16 protein-coding genes and 1 pseudogene are annotated in these 22,672 nt (G+C 65.7%); 8 read left to right on the top strand and 9 right to left on the bottom strand.

The features are described 5' to 3' along the window. The first annotated feature begins 679 nt into the window (after positions 1-679). The 4 genes from AOK23_RS05180 to drmB are packed head-to-tail and all read left to right on the top strand — an operon-like array spanning position 680 to position 11,874. Positions 680-5,398, top strand: coding sequence for a DEAD/DEAH box helicase (locus AOK23_RS05180; protein WP_055711561.1), 4,719 nt, complete (start codon positions 680-682; stop codon positions 5,396-5,398). After that, on the top strand, positions 5,395-6,912 hold the full coding sequence (locus AOK23_RS05175; RefSeq protein ID WP_055711555.1) for a nuclease-related domain-containing DEAD/DEAH box helicase: 1,518 nt from the start codon (positions 5,395-5,397) through the stop codon (positions 6,910-6,912). The genes AOK23_RS05180 and AOK23_RS05175 overlap by 4 nt, the downstream gene beginning before the upstream one ends. Then, complete coding sequence (locus AOK23_RS05170; RefSeq protein ID WP_055711554.1) at positions 6,909-10,091, top strand: helicase-related protein; 3,183 nt, start codon at positions 6,909-6,911, stop codon at positions 10,089-10,091. Before AOK23_RS05175 ends, AOK23_RS05170 begins: the two co-directional genes overlap by 4 nt. Next, complete coding sequence (gene drmB, locus AOK23_RS05165; RefSeq protein ID WP_055711553.1) at positions 10,072-11,874, top strand: DUF1998 domain-containing protein; 1,803 nt, start codon at positions 10,072-10,074, stop codon at positions 11,872-11,874. The genes AOK23_RS05170 and drmB overlap by 20 nt, the downstream gene beginning before the upstream one ends. A gap of 319 nt (positions 11,875-12,193) precedes the next feature. Here drmB and AOK23_RS05160 read toward each other — a convergent pair whose 3' ends face one another. Further along, the gene (locus AOK23_RS05160; RefSeq protein WP_055711552.1) at positions 12,194-12,832 is read right to left on the bottom strand and encodes an ATP-binding protein; all 639 of its coding nucleotides are present in this window, start codon (positions 12,830-12,832) and stop codon (positions 12,194-12,196) included. A 237-nt stretch (positions 12,833-13,069) separates the two neighbouring features. On the opposite strand from AOK23_RS05160, the gene AOK23_RS05155 reads away from it, so the two are divergent. After that, positions 13,070-13,918, top strand: coding sequence for a helix-turn-helix domain-containing protein (locus tag AOK23_RS05155; RefSeq protein ID WP_206336115.1), 849 nt, complete (start codon positions 13,070-13,072; stop codon positions 13,916-13,918). 2 nt (positions 13,919-13,920) lie between these two features. Further along, positions 13,921-14,115, top strand: coding sequence for a DUF397 domain-containing protein (locus AOK23_RS05150; RefSeq protein WP_055711559.1), 195 nt, complete (start codon positions 13,921-13,923; stop codon positions 14,113-14,115). 304 nt (positions 14,116-14,419) lie between these two features. On the opposite strand, the gene AOK23_RS05145 is transcribed toward AOK23_RS05150, so the two are convergent. From AOK23_RS05145 to AOK23_RS05115, 7 genes are all read right to left on the bottom strand, one after another. Then, positions 14,420-15,217, bottom strand: coding sequence for an inositol monophosphatase family protein (locus tag AOK23_RS05145; protein WP_055711551.1), 798 nt, complete (start codon positions 15,215-15,217; stop codon positions 14,420-14,422). Then, positions 15,214-15,849, bottom strand: a complete 636-nt coding sequence (locus AOK23_RS05140) for a 2'-5' RNA ligase family protein (protein WP_055711550.1) — start codon at positions 15,847-15,849, stop codon at positions 15,214-15,216. Before AOK23_RS05140 ends, AOK23_RS05145 begins: the two co-directional genes overlap by 4 nt. Continuing rightward, complete coding sequence (locus tag AOK23_RS05135; protein ID WP_079049301.1) at positions 15,846-16,703, bottom strand: carbohydrate kinase family protein; 858 nt, start codon at positions 16,701-16,703, stop codon at positions 15,846-15,848. The genes AOK23_RS05140 and AOK23_RS05135 overlap by 4 nt, the downstream gene beginning before the upstream one ends. Then, a complete protein-coding gene (locus AOK23_RS05130; RefSeq protein WP_079049300.1) occupies positions 16,700-17,968 on the bottom strand; it encodes a DUF4145 domain-containing protein in 1,269 nt (422 codons plus the stop codon). The genes AOK23_RS05135 and AOK23_RS05130 overlap by 4 nt, the downstream gene beginning before the upstream one ends. A 169-nt stretch (positions 17,969-18,137) precedes the next feature. Continuing rightward, a complete protein-coding gene (locus AOK23_RS05125; RefSeq protein WP_055711549.1) occupies positions 18,138-19,409 on the bottom strand; it encodes a hypothetical protein in 1,272 nt (423 codons plus the stop codon). Between the two features lie 174 nt (positions 19,410-19,583). Beyond that, the gene (locus AOK23_RS05120) at positions 19,584-20,072 is read right to left on the bottom strand and encodes a carboxymuconolactone decarboxylase family protein (protein WP_055519268.1); all 489 of its coding nucleotides are present in this window, start codon (positions 20,070-20,072) and stop codon (positions 19,584-19,586) included. A 257-nt stretch (positions 20,073-20,329) separates the two neighbouring features. Beyond that, complete coding sequence (locus AOK23_RS05115) at positions 20,330-20,995, bottom strand: lysophospholipid acyltransferase family protein (RefSeq protein ID WP_055711547.1); 666 nt, start codon at positions 20,993-20,995, stop codon at positions 20,330-20,332. A 198-nt stretch (positions 20,996-21,193) separates the two neighbouring features. On the opposite strand from AOK23_RS05115, the pseudogene AOK23_RS05110 reads away from it, so the two are divergent. Then, positions 21,194-21,568 (top strand): annotated as a pseudogene (locus tag AOK23_RS05110) (VOC family protein); the annotation flags it as partial. Beyond that, positions 21,566-22,081, top strand: coding sequence for an ASCH domain-containing protein (locus AOK23_RS05105; RefSeq protein ID WP_079049302.1), 516 nt, complete (start codon positions 21,566-21,568; stop codon positions 22,079-22,081). The pseudogene AOK23_RS05110 and the gene AOK23_RS05105, both read left to right, overlap by 3 nt. A 95-nt stretch (positions 22,082-22,176) precedes the next feature. Here the strand turns inward: AOK23_RS05105 and AOK23_RS47690 are convergent. After that, the coding region (locus AOK23_RS47690; protein WP_079049299.1) for a hypothetical protein at positions 22,177-22,672 on the bottom strand (496 nt) is incomplete at its 5' end.

The raw sequence follows: 22,672 nt of genomic DNA, 5'->3' as shown, positions 1-22,672 counted from the left end.
TCTGTTAGGACCTCTAAGGGCTGGACGCGCCCCTTGGCCGAGGTAGCGGCTGTCGCGCTTCTTGCATGGCCACATGTGCCCATGCAATCGACAAGGAAGCGCTCCGCCGCCGAGACGAGTGCGTCCAACTGCGTCCGGACATCGGCTTCAGCCGTCGCCGAGTACAGGCAGACGGGCCACCTGCACCGCAGTCCCTGCCGCTCCGCTCACTTGACCGTGCCCAGCTGCTCGAGCACATCGCTTGGCGGTACTCGCAGTTTCCTCCAGCGCGCGTGCACCGACTCGACTCCGACATCTGCAGCAGTCGCCTCGGGGCCGCTCGTCGCTGACTGTAAGCCGGTGCACTGTGACAGAACCCGGACTCACTATGCTTCGCGGCCGTGAAGTCGACACAGAGCACCAAGACGTGGTCACTCCAAAAACGGAGCACAGCCGCACGACTGAAGTCATGACAAAATGTGGACCTTCGTCGTAAGTTCCTACCCACTGCCTCGAAGAACCGATCTGATGATAAGAAGTCGATCTGTCGGTGACTGCGTCTACAGTCCGTGGCAGGTCGATGGTGCGTGCCGTGATGCGCCGTCGAGAACAAGGGTGATCGACGTTCAGGAGCCACGTAAGTGCAGGTCTGGCAGTGGGGCGTTGCGGTGTCGGCAGCCGAGGCGGTGCAGTTGTGACGATGAAGCGTGCCGAGTGGGTCCCCGACGCGGGGTTGGCTCGTGAGGTTGACGACCTCTTCAGGCGGGCGATCGAGTCGTATCGCGCAAATCCGAACCTGATCACGGAGCACGCCAACCACGAGGAGTCCATACGCGTCGGTGGTTACTCCAACCGCACACTTCTGGAGCTGGTGCAGAACGCGGCCGACGCGATGTCGGGGGCTGCCGAGCACGAGGAGGGGGCCGGACGTGTCGAAATCGTCCTCGACCTCAATCACCAGACTCTGTACTGCGCGAACGCCGGTCGCCCTTTCTCGCAAAGTGGCCTCACGGCGATCGCTCACGCACACCTCAGTGGCAAGAGGGGCGACGAGATCGGGCGGTTCGGGCTCGGGTTCAAGTCGGTGCTGGCCGTCACCGACGCCCCTCAGGTCTTCAGCCGATCGATCTCCTTCGAATTCAACTCCGCCAAGGCGAAGGTGGCGTTCGCCTCGACCGGATCGACGGCCAAGAGATTGCCGATTCTGCGGACCATTACGCGAATCGACGCCGAGTCCGAGTTCGACAAGGATCCGATTCTCGCAGAGCTCGCTCAGTGGGCGACGACGATCATCAGGTTGCCGCGTGCCTCGAAGTTGGAGAGCCTCAGGAAGGAGATCGAGGAGTTCCGCTCCGAGTTTCTCCTCTTCGTCAAGGCGGTCCGCGAGGTCCGGCTCCGAGTGATCGGGGCGGACGACGACTTCGATACGAGCCACGTGTCACGCCGCCTGGGCGACGGCCGTTTCCGCATCGAGCGTCCGGAGGGCAGCCACGACGACTGGTACGTCGAGGACCGGATGCACACCCCGAGTCCCGAGGCCCGGACCGAGGTCGGTGAGGCGGTGTCTCGTGGCCAGGTAAAGGTCACGGTTGCCATGCCCGCGCGCATCACTCAGCTGCGGCTGGGCGAGTTCTGGTCATACTTCCCGCTCCAGGACAGGACTTCTGCGTCCGCCCTCTTCAATGCGCCCTGGAGCGTGAACGACGACCGCACCACACTGCTGGAGAACGACTACAACCGGGAGATCCTTGTGGCTCTCTCGAAGATGTTCGTCGACATGTTGCCCAAGGTCTCCTCCGGTGACGACCCTGCCGCGCACCTGGACTACATGCCGGCGCGTGGTCGTGAGACCCATTCGTTGGGCGACGACGTTCTCTGCGCTCATGTTCCGCACCTCGGAGCCAAGGAAGCGCTGGTACCCGACGCGACCGGCACCCTGCGCATGGCTCTGGACCTCCGTCCCTTGGACTTCGGAGTCAGCGCGTCCGAGGCTGACCACGAAGAGTGGATCAAGTCACCCAACACCGGTGCGGAGGTGCCGCATTGGCGCTGTTACACCAACAACCAGCGTGTGACGCGTCTACGGCAGCTGTACATCAACAGCGTCGACCCCCATTTCACGGATCGGCGATCCAGGGACGAGATGAAAGCCCTGGGGCAGATCCCCAAAAGGGGAATCCTGTCGTGGCTGCGTGAGTGGGCCGATGGAAACGACGCGCGGTCGGCTGCGCAGGCGTTCGAGTTTGTCGTGCAGAATCCAAAGGTAGAGGGCATCAACTCCGCGAAGGTCATTCCGACGACAGCCGGTATGTGCTCCATCAAGGACCGTGGCAACGTCTTCCTCAGGGGCCTTGAGGAAGGTATCGAAGGGGCAAGCTTCGTCCGCCCGGATTTCCTCGCACTTCCCGGTGTTGAGAAGAAGCTCACCGAGAGGGGATTCCGGGAGCTCGATCCGGTGGCGATCCTCGAGGCCAGGATGGCCAAGCTGACGCCGGAGTCGGAAGCTGACGAACTCCCCAAGTTCTGGGAGGCCGCCAAGGAAGTGCCCGTGACACAGGCGCAGAAGGTTGTCGCCGGCAGCAAGGCGGGAGGCTTCAGGCCCCCGGTTCCGACCTGCGACGGTGGGTATGCGCCACCCGAGCAGGTGCTGGACATTGACGGTCTTGGCAACAGCATTCCCGAGCGGACGCTGGACCGGTCGCGATGTGTTGTGCAGGTTGCGCACGAGGCTGGAGTTGTCCACGCGCCGCGGAAGTCCTATTCGGTCGACGACGAGATCTACTTCCAGGAGTACGGCGAATACGTCCTGGACGAGCTCAACAGGCGACTCGGACCGGGCGAACGCGCCATCGAACGGGTGGAGTTCGACAAGAACGACGGACCCGGCCCGTTCTCGGTGCTCCTCATGTTGGAGGAGGCGCAGGCATCCCCCAGCATTCGGGAGACGTGGTCGACCCAGCTGCTCGGGTTCGAGGAGGACGGCTACTGGACCTGTGAAGACAGCGACACGGGCAACAGGTACCGAGTGATTTCCCCTGTCCGGTGGGCCGTGGAACGGGCGGGTCTCCTCAATTCGACTCGCGGCCACCGAGAACCTCGCAAGGTGGTGTCGGCCTCACTCGTCACATTCGATGCCCTGCTGCCCCTGTTCCGGGGACCGCGGCGCGTCGAGGATCTCCTGGAACTGCCGAAGGTGCTGAAGGACGTCCCGGCCGAGGTGCTGCGTGAGGCGCTCAACGCTGAGTTTGTCAATCCAGCGATCAAGGATCCGACACTGACGACTTTCGTCCTCACCGCCAGCGAGATCGGTTACCCCAACGCTCATCCTCCGCTGATCCCTGCCCGAGTGGGACGCGCCGTCGAGGCGAAGCGGCCCGACGCGGTGTATCTGGCGACGACCGAGGAGGAGCGCGAACTCCTCCGTGAGAAGCACAAGCCGTTTCTGTGGGCGGCTCAGGACGAGGTGGAGTTGCTGGTCGAGACGGTCGGATGTCGCCGTTTCGAGGACAGCTTCTCTTTCTCGTTGTTGGTCGACGGTCGGCAGGACGCGGAGCGCGTCATCGACGTGTACACCGGGCTCCGTTCGATGTTTGTCGACGACAAGGTGATGAACGCGTCAGTGGCCAAGGCTGTGCACATTGCAAAGCGCGTGACCACGGAAGACGGAGTCGAGGACGAGTCGCTCGACTGGCATCTCGACGGGTTGACGCTGGTCGTTCGTGCGGACCTCGATGAACGACATGTCCTGGACATCCTCAACGCGGCATTCGGTCTCCAGCTCACGAACGCCGAAATCAGCAATGTCCTTCAAGAAGGCATCGAGCAGCGACTCGAGGAGGATCGGCAGTCGGCACGTGCGGCGTCCAGTGATGCGGAACGTCTCGAGATCCTTCTCGGCGACGACACGTTGAGAGACAACTTGCCGAAGGGACTCTGGCAGGCGCTGAAGAGTCAGGGCTTGGTGGACAGGACGACATCCGTCGGCGACCTCTTTCTGACCGTCTATGGAAGTGACTCCATCAAGCACCTCGCAGCCGAATTCAGGGCCGAAGGGTACCCGGACGTTCCCACGACATGGGCAGGCGGGGCGTCGACGATCTCTTGGCTTCGCAAGATGGGGTTCGAGGCCAAGTACGCCGGGCGCCGGACCTACCGCCAGGACGAGGAATTCGTCGTGCCCGGCGCTGTGAAGCTGAACTCACTGCACGACTTCCAGAAGGACATCAGTCGTCAACTGCGAGAGGTTTTGACTTCTCAAGACGCGAAGGGGCGCCACCGCAAAGGCATGGTGGAACTGCCGACGGGAGCGGGAAAGACCCGCGTCGCCACCGAAACCGTACTGCGGCTCTTCATTGAGGACGCGATGCGCGGAACCGTCCTGTGGATCGCGCAGTCCGAGGAACTCTGCGAGCAGGCGGTGCAGACGTTCAGCACTGTTTGGCGTGGGCTCGGTGACGAGCGTCCCTTGACGATCGGGAGACTGTGGCACTCGAACGTCGTTCACGAGCCCGACACCGAGTTCAGTGTGGTCGTGGCCACGGACGCAAAGCTCAACGTACTGGTCGACTCAGCTGAGTACGAGTGGCTGAGTCGGGCCACCGCCGTCTTCGTCGATGAGGCACATCGAGCCGGCGGGTCGACGATGTACACGAAGATCTTCCGGTGGCTCGGGGTCGACGGCCGTAATTGGAAGCGCCCGCTCGTGGGCATCTCGGCAACGCCGTTCAAGGGCAGGCCCGATGTCCACTCTGGGCAGACGGACGACTTGGTGGCCCGCTTCGGCACGCACAAGATGGCGGCGTTCGACGGCAATCCTTACGACGAGCTGTCGAAAATCGGCGTACTCGCTCGAGTCGAGCACCAGGTACTCGACGGCGTTAAGGTGACGCTGGAGCCGGACGAGCTCGCCCAGGTGAAGTCCATGCGCAAGCTTGAGCCCAAAGTGCTCGACCGCATCGGGCGTGACCAGGCGCGCATGAGGATTCTCGTCGACCACATTCTGAGCCGGGACCCCAAGTGGCCCATCCTCGTCTTCACCCCCAATGTGTTGTCCGCCCAAGTGCTTGCGGCGACGCTTCGCTATCGAGACGTCTCAGCCGCAGCAGTCAGCGGCCAGACAGGACGTCAGGAGCGGCGGGACGTCATCCAAAGGTTCAAGGATGGTGAGATCCGGGTTCTCGCGAACTGCGACCTGTTGATCCAGGGCTTCGACGCCCCCGGTGTCCGGGCCCTGTACATCGCGAGGCCGACGTTCAGCCCCAGCGCCTACATCCAGATGGCTGGCCGTGGCCTGCGCGGTAAAGAGAACGGTGGCAAGCCCGAGTGCCTGATCGTGGATGTCGAGGACAACTTCGGCGCGGTCACTGACTTCCTCGGATACAAGGCCTACGAAGACCTCTGGCGAAAGCAGGGCGCGTGATCCTCATACCGGATCTCTCCGACATAGAAAAGACGGCCACCAGCAACGCCGAACGACGGGTGGCCCGGCTCCTGCGAGCTGTCGAGGGACCACAGGACGCGGTCGCCTTCTACTCCGTCAAGCTGCGCAGTCACGAGGTCAAGCAGCAGGCCGAGGCCGACTTTGTCGTGCTCTGGGGCGGCGTCGTGATTCTCATCGAGGTCAAGGGCGGGGGCGTCGGGAAGCACAACGGAGTCTGGTACACGATCGACCGCCGCGGCGACTGGAACAGGTTGCGCGAGTCGCCGATGGACCAGGCGCAATCGGCCATGTACGCACTGCGCAAGATTCTTCAGGAAGAACGGGTCGGTTGGTTCGCGGCCGAGGCGGTTGCTCTCACTCCGGACATTGATTCCCCTCCCTCAGCCGTCGGGTGGCAGGAGAGTCATTGGTGGGCCAAGGACCGGATGAGCGTCGCCGGGATGGCAGAGGCCCTTAACACAGTCGCCGGCACTGCCAGGACCGCTCCTCGGGGGGCCAGAATCGCGACTCCCGAGGTTCTACGGGACCGGCTCTTCGGTGAGTTCACGCGCATGCCGGTGATCGATGCGCAGCGGGGAGCGGTGATAGAGGAGCAGAACCTGGCGACGGAGGGCCAGGCCCGGGTTTTGGCGGCGCTTTCCCGCAATCCGAGGATGCTCGTCTTCGGCGGCGCGGGGACTGGAAAGTCCCTGGTGCTCGCGGAAGGCGCGAAGCAGGAGGCCGGGCAGGGGAGGTCGGTTCTCATAACCTTCCACTCGCCCGCGCTCGTCGACTTCTTCGGGCCGCGGATCGAGGGAAGGGACATCGATCTCCTTCCCTTCGCCGATCTGTCCGGTGACAAGCAGTACGACGTCGTCTTCGTCGACGAGGCGCAGGACCTCATGAACGCCGAAGGCATGGACGCTCTCGACTCCGTGATCCGCGGTGGCCGCGAACGCGGTCGGTGGAGAATGTTCCTCGACCCCAACAACCAGGCCCGTGTGGACGGCGAATTCGATCCGGATGTCTGCGAGCTGGTGCAGCAGGAGGCTCTGCAGTACGACTTGGATCGCAACGTGCGCAACACCCGGGCGATCGTCCATGTCGTGCAGGAGTATCTGGGCGCAGATGTCGGGGACCCGGCCATAGTCAGTGGCGAGCGGGTGGCATGGCGGTGGTCGGTCGGCCCGGCCGATGTCTCCGAGGCCGAGGCCGTGGCCCGGGAACTGGTAGCGAATGGGGCCGGTCGGAACGACATCTGGATCATCAGTGTCTCGTCGGACGGCGAACCGTTCAGGAGCAGGGCGGGATTTCTGGTGACGAACCCACGGTTCGCCAAAGGGCTGGAAGCAGAACACGTCATCGTGTGCGACCTGCCTCAGGAATACGACGACCGTGCAGTGGCCGCCTTCTACGTGGCCATTACAAGAGCCCGCGTCACGCTCCACATGGTCGCCTCCAAGGACGACAAGAAGCGGCTCCAGGACCTTCTACGAGAGCAGGTTGGCAAGTGAACCTCACCACGGCCCAGAAGGAGGCCCTGCGACACCTCCGGGCGTCCTACGTCGGGCCGGAGGGGGGAGACGAGGAGGTCACGATGAACCTCCCCCACCGGCAGTACGCCGTCGGCATGCTCTTTCCCGTCGAGGAGTCTGCTGAGCACTCTGGCGGCAAGGACACGGACGACGAGGAAATCGCTCCGGACGTGCCCGAGGGTGACGTTGAGGAGAACGCTGCCCAGGTGCCCCTGGCCGAGGACTGGAAGCCGTCCTCCGTCGCGATCTCCTTCGTCACCGACGGCGACTCCGTCCACGTCGACTTCTCGTGCGGCACATATGCCTCCGTCAGCGGGGACGGTCCGCCGAGGTGGCAGCGCAGTCGGTTTTCCAAGGACGATATCGCGCTCCCTCGAGAGGGCGCGCCTGTTCCCATGGTTGTCGGTGGTGTCAAGGTCGAGGTCGGAGCACGTTGGCGGCCCTTCGGAACAAACTCGTTGGTCACCGTGCATGTTCGCAACCTGGCCGAGTCCACCGGTGACGACCGGCTCGATGTTCCTCTGACACTCTTTCAGGTTCAGTTGAAAGTCACGCCGCCCGCCGAAGCGCAGATCCTGGAGTACGACACGACGCATTCCTTCGATTCCGATGGCGAGGCCGCCGAGCTACGCCTGCGGTATCGAAAGAGGAAGGTGTACGCGGTCGGGCACGGAATGGCTGCGGACTGGGACTTCACAGAGGGCCGTTGCACCAAGGTTTTCCTGGATCCCGTGCCCGCATTCGTGGTTCCTGCCGTAGAGACCACGGGCTTCGGCAAAGGGACGGCAGAGGCCAAGTCTCTGGAGTTGGCTCACCTCGAGCAGCTCGACTCCGACCCTGACGCGGTGTTTCGGTCCTTGGACTCCTTTGTCGATGCCTTCGCCGACTGGGCAGACCGCCAGATGGAACGAGCAAGGACCTTCGGCGGCGACGACGAGGACGTGGCTGTCCGAATCGCCAGGCGTTCCCTGGACGCGGTCGACAGGATGAGGGAGGGCTTGGATCTCCTCCGAGCACCAGATGGGCAGAAAATCCGAAGAGCATTCTCGCTCGGCATGGCCGCTATGCGCCTCCAGATGCGTCAGGCCAAGATCAACCGTGGAGAACCCGAGGACGAGGTGCCGGAGCCGGAATGGCGCCCGTTCCAACTCGGCTTTCTCCTTGTGTCGTTGGCGTCCACCGTGGACTCCGAGCACGAGCACCGGGAGCTCGTGGACCTCATTTGGTTCCCGACGGGCGGTGGCAAGACCGAGGCGTACCTGGGCCTTGCCGCGATTGAGATCTTCCGACGAAGGCTCGTCCACGGTCTCACCGGCGGAGGGACCGCCGTCATCACTCGGTACACGTTGCGACTGCTGACCGCGCAGCAGTTCCAACGCGCAGCCGCGTTGATCTGCGCCATGGAGAGACTGCGCGCCATGGACCAACGTGTGAAGGGGATGGCCCCGTTCTCGATCGGCCTCTGGGTAGGCAACGAAGTCACGCCCCGCACGCGTGGAGACGCACAGGACGCCCTCAAGCGGCTGCAGAAGGCCGCACGTCCGGAGGAGGCGAACGAGTTCCAGGTCGAGAGCTGCCCCTGGTGCTTGACGCCGATGGTGCCGGAGCTCAGGAGCGACAAGTCGCAGGACTACGGCATGCGTCTGCTGGGCAAGGACGTCGTGCTCCATTGCGTCGACGAGTCGTGCGCGTTCGCCGGCGAACTGCCGCTCGCCGTCGTCGACGAAGTGTTGTACGAGGAACCGCCGACGATACTCCTGGCGACGGTCGACAAGTTCGCGCGCCTGCAGTTCAGGCCCGAAGCAGGAAGGCTTCTGGGCCTGGGAACCAACTACAAGCAGCCGTCCATGGTCATCCAGGACGAGCTGCACCTACTCTCTGGGCCTCTCGGTACCACCGTCGCCGTGTTCGACGCGGTGATCCAGCTCCTGCTCAGCCGGACGGGATCCAGTCCCAAGATCGTCGCGTCGACGGCCACTATTCGTGCGTCCGAGGAACAGGTACAAGGGCTCTACGGCCGGGGCGTCGCCCTGTATCCCCCCTCCGGACTCGATGACGATCGGACCTTCTTCTCTCGCCCGGTGGAGAGCGAAGAAGGACGCCTCTACGTTGGCCTGATGCCCCAGTCGGTCTCGCAGCCGTCGGCCGTCATCGCTGCGGCCACCCCCATGGTGGAGATGCCGCAAGCGCTGGCCGCTCGTGCTCCGTCCGCCGCCTCGCGGGACGCCTACTGGACGCTGGTCATGTACCACAACAGTCTTCGTGAGCTCGGGCGTACAGGGACGCTGGTCGTTGACGACGTCAACGGCCGGCTCCAGCCTCGCGCGGAGCGACTCGGTTTCCCCCTGCGGTCTGTCAGGCAGGGGAAAGTTCTTGAGCTAACAAGTCGCCGCGGAGCGGAGGAACTGCCGAACGACCTCCGTGCGCTGCGTGTCAGGGTCGACGAGTCGCCGGACGCCGTCGATGTGGTTCTCTCGTCGAACATGCTCTCCGTCGGCATCGACATCCCGAGGCTCGCGTTGATGCTCATGGTGGGCCAGCCGAAGACCACAGCCGAGTACATCCAGGCCACCAGCCGGGTCGGACGTGGCGACATCAACGGGGTCGTCGTCACGCTGTTCAGGTCGAGTCGAGCCCGCGACCGGTCCCACTTCGAGACCTTCCGTGGCTATCACGAGGCTCTGTACCGCAGCGTGGAGCCCACGAGTGTCACCCCGTGGTCGTTGTCCTCACGCGACAGGTCCCTCGCCGGCGCACTCGTCGCGCTGCTGAGGCAGTCGTTCACTCCGCTCGCCCGGAATGACGAGGCAGGTCGACTCGACCTGGACGACGTCAGGCATCGCAATGCGGTCGAAGGACTCGTGGACCGGTTCCTGGGCTACGTACACCGTTCCGATGGGTCGGAAGCGACCGACACGAGGCATGCGGTGTGGAGCCTTCTGAAGGACTGGGATCGTCGAGCGGAACTGTCACGAGACTCGGACGAGCCCCTGTACTACCAACGGACGAAGAAGGAACAGGCAGCTCTGTTGAAGAGGTTCGGACAGCCCGGAGAAGGATGGCCCGTCGCAGATTCGATGAGGTCGGTCGAGCCCAGCGTGGCAGTTGAGGTCCAGGAACCGCAGGAGGAGGTGCTCGATGGAGAAGATCAGGCATGACCTGCGGCTCTCCGAGACGATCTCGCCCTTCGGTGTAGGTGCGATTGTCGACATCCGAGGCGAGTCCCTCATGGCACCGGACACATCCTGGTGGGACACCAAATTTGCCCCGGAGATCAGCTGTGAGCGCCTTATGGCGAGGCTCGGAGCCGGAAAGCTGAGGCAACCTCCGGCGCATGCGGGCCGTGCCAGCAAGGAAACACCTGCGTTGCCCTACTGGCGTTTTCCGGCATGGAGGTTCTGTGAGCGCTGCGACAAGCTCACGAAGCTGACCGGGCAGAAGAAGGGCAAGTGGAGCAACACCTGCGAGTGCGGCGGCATGCTCGTGCCGATGCGATACATCGCCGTCTGCGAGAAGGGCAGCCACGTTCGGGACATCCCTTGGTTCAAGTGGGCGCACCGGGGACCTGCGGCCAGTAAGAGCGAAGCAGTTCGCTTCTGTCGTGACTACAAGGCGCTCAGGTTCCACAAGTTGGCCAAGCGCGGCGAAGGCCTCGCGTCACTGGTGGTCAAGTGCTACGGGTGCGGCAATTCACGCTCCTTCGCGGAACTGGTGGCCAAGGGGGCCCTGAAAAGAGACGGAATCCTCTGTGAGGGACGTCAGCCCTGGGAGCCGAAGAGTTCGGTCAAGGAGCCCTGCCCCCACGACCTGGTCGCCGTGCAGCGCGGTGCCACGGGCAACTACATCGCCCAGACCATCTCGGCGCTCGACATACCGGAGGAACGCCCGCCGTCCGTGGAAGCGGCCGACAAGATCCGTGGGCATGCCTTGTTCGCAAAGGTCGTGGCCGACAACGGCGGCCCCTTGGCGGAGACAGGGGCTCAGTGGATTGCCCAAGATCTCGGCGTGACACCGGAGACCGTCCTGGCCGTCGCGGCGGGAGAGGAGAACACCGCCGGCGAGATGTTGCTCGACCTCAAGGACGGTGAGTGGGCGGCATTCCTGAAGAAACTCGACGCAGGACGCGACGGCAGCGGCAGCAACTTCGTCGTCGACGGACGAAGCCTCGAGGGCGTGCCGGGGCCCACGAGTCTGATCAGCAGGATCAGCGGAATCGGACAGGTACGTCGGGTGCGGGAAGTCCGTGCTCTGCGAGGCTTCCGACGCCATGACGCGGAAGCGGCGTTGATCGGTGTCGACCTGGGGGCGAACCAGAAGTATGAGCCCGTCTATCCGGCGATCGAGCTGTTCGGAGAGGGCATCTTCCTACGGTTCGACGAGGCGGAGCTGGCCGCTTGGGAGGCACAGACGGGGGTGCAGGCACGTGCCGGCATCCTGAGGGCGCGCAGGGCCGACTCTCCGCTGGCCGGCCGCCTCGACGTGCCGGAGCCCAGGTTCGTGGCCCTTCACACGCTGGCACACCTGCTCATCCGTCGATTGGCGTTCGCGAGTGGCTATGCGTCTGCCGCGTTGCAGGAGCGCATCTACGCCAACTCCGACCGTACCGACAAGACTGCGGGGATCCTGATCTACACCGCGGCAGGGGACGCGCAGGGAACATTGGGCGGGCTAGTCAGACTTGGTGATCCAAACAAGCTGGTCCCCCTTTTGGTGGCCGCATTGGAGGATGCTGACTTCTGCTCCAACGACCCTGTGTGCATCGAGAGTGACCGGCAGGGAGCCTCACAGCTCAACCTTTCAGCCTGCCATGGTTGTTCGCTCGTAAGTGAGACGTCGTGTGAATCAGGCAACCGGCTGCTGGATCGGCAGTTGGTACTCGGCGGAAGGAACGTGACAGGACTGCTGGACGGAGTTCTGGCGGAAATCCGGCGGCCCACGTGACAACCTGGAGTGACCGTTCCGTGGTCCGGCAGGTTACGCCTGGAGCGAGGAACGGCCGCCTCCGCTAGCTAACACGATGTGGTGCCCGCCTCCTGTTCGGATGCAGAGGCAGACAGTCGGAACATGTGAGGGACCAGATCAGGAGAGCTCGCATGCAACGAGCCCCTACAGTGCATCGAAGGCGCCATCATGGCACCTGCTGCTCGGCACCGAACCCAGTTGTGTGGAGTTCACCCTCCGCTCGAACGGCCACTGCCGACAGACACAAGAAAGAATTCCTCTTTGAGGATCTTCCGACTTGTGGTGACACTCAAGACACTTACGGCACGCTGTCGGACAGTTCCGCCTCAAAATGGACCTGAGCCCGGTCGAGGACCTCATCCCCGTCACAGCCATGAGCCCGAAGCCAGTGGAGGAAATCGGCGATGACGTCGATCACCGCTTCCTCGGCGACGGCCGTGCTCAGCCGTCCCTGGCTCGAACCACAGGGCAGCTTTGTCGCGGCGTACAGGCCGAGCAATGCTTCCGCCCGCAGGACGCCGGGGCTTTCGATGTGACCGGTCGGTGAGGGCAGGGGCGTAGCCAGCTCGCACCAGGTCACCTTGCGGTCGCCCTGGAGTTGAACGCCCCAGCGGTCGGCCAGGGCGTCGACCATAGCCATGCCACGGCCACCCTCAGATTCGGGACCCGCGGCATTCAGCGTGGGAAGCGCACGCGTGTCGGGGTCGTGGACCTCGATGCGCAGGTAGGTGCCGTTCATGGAGACCGCGAGTGTGACCGGGGTCCCCGGGCCGACGTGGGTGATGACGTTGGACACGAGTTCGCTGACGCAGAGTTGGGCGTCGTCGCCGACCTCGTGCAGACCCCAGACGCCGAGATGAAGTCGCATGATGCGTCGCAGGGCGGCGACTTCCTCGGGATCAGCTGTGAAGGCCAAGTCCCACGGCGCTCGCAACATACAGGGTTCCTGGATCACGGGGCCTCTCTCTCGTCGCACGTCAGCTCCTCCGAGCTCTGTTCATCAGCGGAGGGTTACGCGCACTCACGGTGAGTTGCATCGCTGGCAAGAATGACCTCCACTCATCCCCTCATGCAATGTGCACAAGGGGATTCCCACTTTTGAGTGATTGGCAGGCAGGCGTCTTGGCGCAAGACTGAACACCCGTTATTCGACAAGTTGTTGAGAAGGATTTCGATGGCCGGTTCACCCACGGCGCGGCGTCGCCGTCTCTCCATCGAGCTGAAGAAGCTTCGCGAGAACAGCGGGCACACCTGTGCCCAAGTCGGAGTGGCGCTGGACTGGAGCGGCTCGAAGGTCAATCGGATGGAGACGGGTAGTGGCCGGGTCCAGCCGTCCGACATCGACGCGCTGTGTCGCTTCTACGGAACGACCGACGAACTGCGCGAATTCCTCAAGTCGCTGGCCCGGCAGGCCAAGACCCGCGGCTGGTGGCAGGTGCACGGCGCGGGCGTCCCCGAGTGGTTCAACATCTACATCGGCCTGGAGCAGGATGCCTCCACGCTCCGCCAGTACCAGTGCGAACTGGTACCCGGACTCATGCAGATCGATGCGTACGCCCGTGAACTGCACACGACCGGCGCACACATGTCAGCAGAGGACATCGACCGAGCCGTACGCGTACGCATGGAACGACAGAGCATGCTGACCGGCCCTGATGCCCCCGATGCCTGGTTCATCATGAACGAGGGCGCCGTGCGCAATGTCATCGGCGATCGAGCGCTGATGCGGGAGCAACTCGAACGCGTTGTGGATATGGCCGAGTTGCCGACCGTAACCCTGCAAGTCCTCCCTTTCGACTCAGGCACATGTCCGGCCACAGGCTCGTTCACGATGCTCGGCTTTCCCGCACCGGAGGATCCGGACCTGGTCTACCGGGACGGCATCACCGATGCTGTCTACCTGGAAGGCGAGCATCATGTTCGTGATTACACCAGGGCGTTCGACGGCCTGCGAGCCGCGGCTCTGAGTCCTCAACGGTCCAGTCAGTTGATCAAATCCGTTCTGAAGGAGTACGCAGGGTGAGCATGGCAGAGTCCGACCACGACGGACGTCTCGTATGGTTCACGTCGTCGTACAGCAACGGCGCGGGAGGCGAGTGCGTCGAGTGCGCGACAACCGATAACTGTGCTCTGGTGCGGGACTCCAAGATCGCGGAAGGCCCCGTGCTCGCCATCGGCAGCGAGGCCTGGCGATCTTTTGTTCAGGCGATGGCAGGCTGAGCCTACCCACTTCGGCTGAGACCGAGGTGCGTCTGTGGGGCAGGCTCGTTACGACTGCGCTGAAGTAAGCCCCTGGCCCCTGTCCAGGTCCTGCGCCGGGGTGCGGATCAGCCGTCCAGCAACCGGCGCCAAAAGGTCAGGACTCGGCCGTCGGACTGCCTGACCCATGGAGACGGAGAGCGTCATACACGCGACCGTAACAGTGACCACCCTCCGGCCACAGCGCCGAGCACATGTGTGCACTGCTGGTCTCGCGAGCCGTCTTCCATGCCCGCCGCTGCGCGGCGCGTGGCGCCCCGGCTCGTCAGCGCCCTCCCCACAGATCGGCCAGCGCGAGCGCGGGGTCCCCCGCCACGAGTACCGGCGAGTCGAAGGAGAATGTCCGCCCCTCCGCCCCGAGGACCGCGTATCCCCGTTCGCGGCAGAGGGCCACCCCGGCCGCGACGTCCCAGGGTTTGGGTGCGACGCATACGCAGGCGTCGAGCCAGCCCTCCGCGACGCCGACCAGGTCCAGGGCCATGGAGCCCTGCATGCGGAGTCGGTATGCCTCGTCCTGGACGCGGCTGAGGAACCGTCGGGTGTGTGCGCTGCCCGAGCCGGTGCCCGAGACACCGACGACTGCGCGCGGCAACTGGCCGGCCACAGCGGCCTCCGTCACCGAGCTGGAGGCAGCCGGCCCGGTCGACCAGCGTCGGCGCAGGGATGGAGCGTGCACCAGCCCCAGCAGAGGGATGCCTTCCTCCGCGTAGGCCAGGGAGATGGCGTACATCGGTGCGCCGCGCGTGTAGTTCATCGTGCCGTCGATCGGGTCCAGCAACCAGCAGCACTGCGGCAGCGGGGCATCGGGCGCCGTCGCCGACTCCTCGCCGACGACCGGGATCTCGGGCGTACGCGCCTGAAGTACCCGCGTCACCCGTGCCTCCACCTCGACGTCGGCGTCCGTCACCTCCTCGCCGGAGGCTTTGAAGCGCGTCGCGGACCACTCCTCCCCGGCTGACGCCAACCAGCCGACGGCCTCGTCCACGGCCTCTTCGGCGACCGCGAGCAACTCGAGCAGTGCGGACGGTCCCTGCCGCCGGTGAGGCTCAGGCACCTTGGTCATGTCGCGGCCAGTGGCCTTTCGAACAACGTCTCGGCATGGGCGCCGTGCTGGCCCATGACGTAGAGGCTGAGCCGGTCGAAGACCCATTCCTTGGGCAGGGCGACCCGCTGTGACGCGGTGCGGACCAGGTCCAGGGCGACGTCCTCCGAGGCCCGGCCCAACGTCATGTGCGGCGCGTAGGCGTCTCCCGTGTAGCGGTAACCGTATTTCTTGAAACTGGCACGCTCGTCGTCCGTGAAACGGGAGAGGTCCTTGGTTCCGTCGAAGGCCGAGCGGTCGAGGTGAGGTGCCAGCGTGGCGAGCGCGGTCTTCTGCAGGTCTTCGATCAGAGGCGGGCGTTCGAGGGCGAGGAACAGCCAGCCTGTGGGCTGGTACACCACTCCTTCGCTGCACAGGGGGACCTCGCCCCGCAGGCCGGCGCCCGCCGCCGACGTACCGATACTCTCCAGAGCCTCAGCCGGGTCGAGGGAGCCGGTGAACGGTCCTTGGAAGACCGTGACATGGGGCAGGTTGCCGTCCGGATGCAGTGGAGGCTCAAGGGCCACGGCACCGCCGACGTCCTTCTGCAGTCGTACGGCCGCACGCAGATGATCCGCACGCGGGAGCAGTGCAACACCAAGCCATCTCGTCACGGGTGAGCTCCTACTTTCGTGATCACTTGAAGTGCCGCGTCGAGACCTCGTCGCAAACAGGCCGCGGCCGGCTCCCCCTTGAGTCGGCCCGCGATGACTCCGGCGTCGAACGCGTCACCGCCCCCCGTCCTGTCGACCGGTTCCACCGGAACGGTTGGTTGGTGGAACAGTTCCCCGTCTGCCGTGGCCCACAGGGCGCCCTCGGCTCCCAAGGTCACTATCACGTCTCCCGAAACGAGCTCGGCGTAGCGCCGTGCGGTGGAGGTGACGTCGGGGCCGTGAGCCAGTGGAAGGCGGGCGGCTTCGTCGGCGTTCATGAAGTTCAGTGACCGTTTCGGCGCCAGCGCGCTCATGTCTCTGCCGTTCCACTCGACGGAGACTCCGCACCCGGTCTGCTGTGCGAGACCGACGACGCGCTGGAGGGCCGGAGTGGGGTCACCGACCACATGGACGTGATCCGAGCCACGGACGTCCTCTTCCGTGACGGCGCTGAAGGCAAGGTCCCGGTCCGCGCCCTGGAAGGTCAGCATTCTCTTGCTGTCGGGCGACGCGATCACGATCGCCATGCTTGTCCGGGCTCCGGCCTGCACCCGCACCAGCGAGGTGTCGATGCCACGCGCCCGCAGCACCTCCAGACACATCGCGCCGGCGGTGTCGTCACCCACGGCGGATACCAGCCGGACCAAGCATCCCTGATGCACCAGCCCCACAGCGGTGTTCGCCGCGGCACCCCCCGGCAGTGTGGTGCACGCGTTGCCGCGCAGCTTCTCATGCTCGGCGGGGACCCGGTCCGACTGGGCGATGATGTCGAAGTTCGTTCCTCCGACGACCAGCACACGCCTCACGGCGGTCATGACGGCCGACCCCAGCGATAACTCTCGAACAGCACATGGCGTACCAGCCGTTCGCGGCTGTCGGGCGGGCTCTCCAGTGGGAACGAAGCGTGCGTGACCAGGTCGCGGACCAGGCGCTCGTAGCTCTCGTCGTCCGATCCGACGTCGTGAAAGGACCGCATCAGTTGCCTGTGCAGCTCCACGGGGCGCAGATCCAGCTCTTCCAGCCACGTCCGGTTCGCGACGAGCACGTTTGCAGCCGCGGAACGCAAACGCGCCTGGGTAGAGGCCGGAAGAATCTCGGAGTTGAGCAGCTCGAAATACGCGTCGTCATCGTGCGCGTGCATCCGTAGATTCTGCCCGCCCACCGCGAGAACGTCGCGGTTCAGGTGGAACAGTTCCAGGCCGAGGTGATGAGGAACGTCGAGAATGCTCACCCCCATGTCGGCCAGGCCCGCCTCGTCCGTCGACAGCGCCGACAGCAGGTTGTCGAACATGTCGCTGTGCTTGGGCACCGCGATCTGAGCACCGGCGGGACTCTCCAGGAACTCCTCGGCCGTCACTCCGCCCCAGCGCCCGTCGCGGGCTGCGAGGAGATAGAAGTTGCGGCCACCCATCGAGTAGCCGACCCGCCCCACTGTCACCACCCGGTCCCTGATCTCCTGGTCCGATTCGAGCAGACGGAGCGACCGCTGCTCGTTGTAGACCGCGACGTCGAGCAGCCGAGTGGACACGTCCCGTACAAGGCTGTCCGACCACGGGAGTTGGACCGGCAGCACTCGATGGTTGCGCTGGGCCACCGCCTTCTCAAGACCGCAGCCCAACAGCACCGCCTTGACCACAATCAGGGTCGAGTCAGCGAGACGAGTCGTTCCGGTACCGCGTCGGCGATCCGCGAGCCTGTGCCTGGCCGCCTCCTCCGCCAGAGAGCTGCTGGTCTGCCCGTACCACACGGCCAGTTGTGTCAGGGCGTCGAGGCACGGTCGGACGTCTTCGGCGGAGATCTCCTCGGCCGAGGAGTCCTGGGCGTGACTGCCGTAGTTGCCGTAGTTCTGGATCGTACGAACGGCCAGAACCACCTTGGCAGGTACCAGCCCATTGGCCGTGAGCACCGTCAGAAGGGCCTCGAGCGTCGGCTTGGAGCCAACGGCCTCGCGAAGGGCAATGTCCAAGAGGATCGACTCCGCTGCTCTCCTCGCAGTGCCGAGGAAGACCTCGGGGTCCGATTCCGCGTACCTCAGAGCTTTTCTGTACAGCCGGAGCGGCTCGCCCTCGTTGTCCGTCACCCCGTTGCCCGCATCCTCTTCTCTCCCTGGTCCGCAGGTCGAAAAGTAACAGGATGCTGAGCAGTCGGTACAGACGGTATCCAGTAGATCTTGTACGCGACCGGCGCTCTCGAGGTACCCGAAGTGGGTGGAGGCGCCTGTCGGACCGGCCGTACCGTCCGTCGTACTGTCAGCGGACGTCGCCGGGGCTTCTGCCCCGCAGCGAGGACACGACCAGGCGGCCGTAGCGGGTGGTGAGGGCCAGGGCTGTAGTCGCCAGGGCGGCGACGAGCGCCACGACAAGGGCGGTGAAGCCCTTCATGTCGAGTACTTGGAGAATGCTCAACGCAGTGCCCAAGGGAAGACCCAGGATGGTCAGAACGCCCAGAGCTCCCGCGATCTGCTGGCTCTCCTGCGTCTGCACCAGCCGGGCGTACTCGGCCGCCTCCGCGAGGATCTCGCCGAATCGGGCCGGCAGACGGTACTGCGCCTGAAACGACAGCAACAGGTCGTTGGCCGGGCCGTGAGCCGTGAGGTGCTGACGCCAGTACGTACTGCGGAAGCCCGCGATGTGCCGTTCCAGAGCGGAGACCCGGCGAGCGAGTTTCGGGCCGTCGAAGATGCCGGACAGACTGTCCGTCAGCTCGTCGATGTGGTCACGCTGGATGGTGCCGAGCAGCAGGGCATCGAGATACACGGTACGGCAGTGCAGTTCCGCGAAGGCGTAGAAGTCGCCGTCCCCCGAATCGGCGCGATGGCCGAGGAAGGCGGCTCCGTGGCGCAGTACCAGGGCGCTCCAGTCGGCGGAGAGTCGAAGCGTCTGAGCGGTCCGGTCCGGCCATGCCTCCAGCGGTACGGGGAAATCGGTCTCTGTGGAGCGGGATGCGAGGGACCACAGCCACCGGTCGGCGGTCTCGGGGAGCCGGTCGGCACTGCGAAGCGCGGGCGTGTGGTGCGCGTCCGGGGTGAGGAAGGCGACCGTGTAGGGGTGGGCGAGAGCGAACGGGGCCGTGACCACGCGTGTCTCCGCGACGCCGTCGAGGAGCACTGCCGGGGACAGCGGTCCTTCGAGAGGGTTCGGATCTGCGGGCCGACGGTTGGTGATGGCGCGCAGCGTCTCCAGGAGTGCGGGCCCCTCGACGTCGAAGTGCAGCACGGCGAGTGCCTGGTGCGGGTGTCGCGCGGTGGCGGTGAGAAGTAGCTCGATCCCACGCAGCCACAGCGCCTCGTGCCGTATGTCCATGAACCGGTGCCAGCGGCACGGCCGTTCGGTGGTGCCGTAGAGGGCGCGGGCGGCAGCCGCGTTGAAGTACGTCTGCCGTGTGGAGACATCGGTATGACGGCTGCCCAGGTCGAAGGGGATCGGTCCGGTCGGCCACGTGGGAGGGACCGTGAGACGCACGGGCAGGATGACTGCGAGGCTCTGACGGACGCCGGTGACGGAACTGAGATCCGTGGTCAACGGGGGACGCCTCCGATGCGGACCGGTCTGCTCTCTGCGGACGCGCTTCAGGATACGAATCCCGCGTGCCCCGGGGCGAAGCCATTGCGGTCCGACGGAGTCGAAGCGCCCATGGGCGGCGCCCCGGCGGCTTGGTGTGTCCGTCAGCGGGGCCTGGCTGAGGGGTGGCCCCTATCAGTCCCACTGCTCGTCCGCGAGGGACGTGACCGGCTGCGGCTTGCCGATGACGGCCAGGGCGATGAAAAAGTTGATCTGGCCGATCGCGATGGTGAGGGTGGCCAGCGCCTTCTCGTCGTAGTGCTTCGCCACCTCGGCGTACAGCTCGTCGGAGACGCGCTCCTTGCCGTGCGGGGCCGGCTGGAGGGTGGCCTCCACAAGGGCGAGGGCGGCGCGCTCGGCGTCGGTGAAGTACGGAGCGTCCTGCCAGGAGGAGACGGCGGTGATGCGCTCCTCGGACACCCCGGCCTTGCGCAGGAAACCGGTGTTCAGGATGGTCAGGTAGGTGTTGCCGACGATCTGCCCGGCGCGCAGGTGGACGAGGCTCATCGTCGTGCGCGGCACCGAGCGGTTGCCCGTGGCCCGGAAGAGGGCGGCGCTGATGTCGTTCAACTCGGGCACGAACTCGGCCGGGTTGGGCATCCGGGAGATGGAGGTGTTCGTCACGACTGCTCTCCTTCGCATCGGGCTTTTCATCGGTTTTGCACCGGCATGGATCCGCCTGGTTGGCGTCCTCACAGCACTGACGGATGGGCGTACGGAGATGTGACAGGAATCCGGGAAATTTTTCCAGGGTGCCTCGGGTCGATGGCGACCGTGCTCCGCCGGGCGGGCGGGCGCGGCCGGGCGTCCCTATCGGTCAGAAGCTGAACGCGGGCCTCATTCCCACGCCAGCCCCACCACGGATACACCCCCGAAACGCCCTACGCCGCCAGCGCCGCCGACTCTCCGAGTTGCGCCGCCGCCGTCCGCCAAGCTGCCGTGACCGCGCCGTGCGCCTGCCTCGTGCTCGTGGCGGCGCTGTCGCCGGACAGCCTGACCGGTGCCCCCACGTGGACGTGGAGGTCCGGGCGGCGGAGTGGGGCCGTCGCCAGGCCCGCCAGTTGCTTGGCCGGGTTGCCCGACGTGACGCGGCGGGCTCCTGCCTGGCCTACCGGGATGACCGGGGCGCCGGTGCGTTGGGCCAGGCGGGAGAGGCCCGTGCGGAAGGGGGCCGGGGCCGCTTCGGACGCGTCCTTGCGGGTGGGGATGCCGCCCTCGGCGTAGATGAGGATCAGGCGGCCTTCCCGCAGCGCGGCTGCCGCCAGGTCCAGGGCGTGGGAGGCGCGGGGGTCGTTGCGGTGGACCGGTATGTGGCCCTCGCGGGTGAGGGCGCGGCCCAGCAGCGGGATGCGCCACAGGCCCGCCGCCGCCATGACCACCGGGTGGACGTCCAAGCGGTGCAGCGCGGCCAGGACTATGGCCGGGTCCGCGAGCGACGTGTGGTTCGCGGCGATGATGCTGCCCGGCGCCAGCACGGCGTCCGCGTCGGCGGTCACCGTGAGGCGTCCTACGGTCGGCACCAGGACGTCGGCGAGGCGGCTGAGCATGCGGGTCTCCCGGACTTGCACTTCGATGAGCGAGATGAGTGGTGTGAAGGGTGATCCTCATCGTCGGTGCGGTCCCCGTCCGCGGGCCTGAGTGCTCCTACTCAGTTGGCGGGCGTGCGGTACCCATCCGGTCGACTGCGGTACGGCCCAGCCGAATTCGGTGGCGGGGCGCGTCTCCGCTCCGCCAGGCTCACCCGTATGACCTCGGTACTGCAGAACGTGGCGATCGACTGTGCGGACGCCTACGAGTTGGCTCGGTTCTGGAGCGCGGTGACCGGTTGCCCCGTGCATCCCGACGCACGGCCCGGCGACCACGAGACCCAAGTGATGCTGTCCGAGGGGCCGGTCCTCTACTTCAACCAGGTGCCGGAGCCCAAGACCGTCAAGAACCGGCTCCATCTGTGCCTGCGTCCCACGACCTCACGGGAAGAGGAGGTCGAGCGGCTGTTGGGGCTCGGCGCCACGCTCGTCGCCGATCAACGGCAGCCGGACGGGGCCGGCTGGGCCGTCCTCGCCGATCCCGAAGGCAATGAGTTCTGTGTCCTTCGTAGTGCGTCCGAGCGCGCCGCTATGAGCGAGGGTGGTTTCGTGGAGGAGGAAGGGGGGTCGGCTGCTCGTCCGGAACACAGGGCGGCCGCGGAGTTCGGCTCTTTGCCCACCGCCGAGTTCGCCTTTCCCGGTCCGTTGCGGGATCGGCTCGTCGCCGCCATCCTCGACGGGGCCAAGACCTCCACCACCGGGCTCGTCGTCGACTACGAGCACGAGGGGGAGGCTCTGCCGGCCGTCGGGGACCGTTCCGTGGTCGTGGACTCCGACGAGCGGCCCGTCGCCGTGATCGAAGTGACCGGTGTGCGTGTCGTCCCGCTGGCGGAGGTGGACCTCGCCCATGTCGTGGACGAAGGGGAGGGGCACACCAGCGTCGCCGAGTGGCGTGAGGGGCACGAGCGGTTCTGGCACAGCGAGGAGATGCGTGCCGCGTTGGGGGATCCCGGCTTCGCCGTGGACGACACCACGCCGGCCGTCCTGGAACGGTTCCGGCTCGTCGCCGACCTTCGACCCGACCACCTTCGTCCCGACCATCTTTGACCGGACCATCCTCGTCCCTACCACCTTCGGCCCGCCGAGCCGCGGCATACGTGACCATTCGGCGTCCCTCCCTGGCTCCCGCGAGGGAACGGCCCTTACCAGTCCCTCAAGTCCACCCGACGCCAACAGTGCGGGTCCCCCTTGTCCTTCCGTCGGCGTTCCTTCTCGCGGAGCACGGAAGGGAGCACCGCCTCGATCGCCGTCAGGGGGCCGGAGAGGCGTACGTCCGCTGCCACGATGCCCGGTGCCGAGGGCGGGGCCAGGTAGAGGCGGACGGTGCCGGGGGCCGTGGGGAGGAAGCCGACCAGGGGCAGGAAGGGCAGGTCGTCCGTTGCGGGGCAGGTCAGGGCTGTGAGGAGGGAGAGCCGGCGGTGGGCGGCGGGCTCCTTCGCCGTCGGGTCTTCCGACGGGTCCAGGTGGATCACCGTCATGCCCATCGTCTCCTCGACGCGGCTCGACGAGTAGAGGCGGGTGCCTCGGTGGGCCGCGCGGAGGAGCGCGAGCATGTGGTGCGGGGTGGTGGGCTCCCCCGCCCGGGTCAGCGGGATCTCGTAGAGGCGGAAGTCGGGGGGCGCGGCCTTTCGGCGGCCC

The sequence above is a fragment of the Streptomyces torulosus genome, from assembly GCF_001419765.1.
Classification (GTDB): Bacteria; Actinomycetota; Actinomycetes; order Streptomycetales; family Streptomycetaceae; genus Streptomyces; species Streptomyces torulosus.
Note: the sequence above shows the minus strand (reverse complement) of the source record. Positions and strands in the feature narration are given on the sequence as shown.

Bases quoted from the DNA above. Each gene is read 5' to 3' on its own strand.
- AOK23_RS05180 (WP_055711561.1), top strand. From the start codon at position 680: ATGAAGCGTGCCGAGTGGGTCCCCGACGCGGGGTTGGCTCGTGAGGTT.
- AOK23_RS05150 (WP_055711559.1), top strand. From the start codon at position 13,921: ATGGCAGAGTCCGACCACGACGGACGTCTCGTATGGTTCACGTCGTCG.
- AOK23_RS05115 (WP_055711547.1), bottom strand. From the start codon at position 20,995: ATGCTCAGCCGCCTCGCCGACGTCCTGGTGCCGACCGTAGGACGCCTC.
- AOK23_RS05145 (WP_055711551.1), bottom strand. From the start codon at position 15,217: ATGACCAAGGTGCCTGAGCCTCACCGGCGGCAGGGACCGTCCGCACTG.
- AOK23_RS05160 (WP_055711552.1), bottom strand. From the start codon at position 12,832: ATGTTGCGAGCGCCGTGGGACTTGGCCTTCACAGCTGATCCCGAGGAA.
- drmB (WP_055711553.1), top strand. From the start codon at position 10,072: ATGGAGAAGATCAGGCATGACCTGCGGCTCTCCGAGACGATCTCGCCC.
- AOK23_RS05155 (WP_206336115.1), top strand. From the start codon at position 13,070: ATGGCCGGTTCACCCACGGCGCGGCGTCGCCGTCTCTCCATCGAGCTG.
- AOK23_RS05135 (WP_079049301.1), bottom strand. From the start codon at position 16,703: ATGACCGCCGTGAGGCGTGTGCTGGTCGTCGGAGGAACGAACTTCGAC.
- AOK23_RS05105 (WP_079049302.1), top strand. From the start codon at position 21,566: ATGAGCGAGGGTGGTTTCGTGGAGGAGGAAGGGGGGTCGGCTGCTCGT.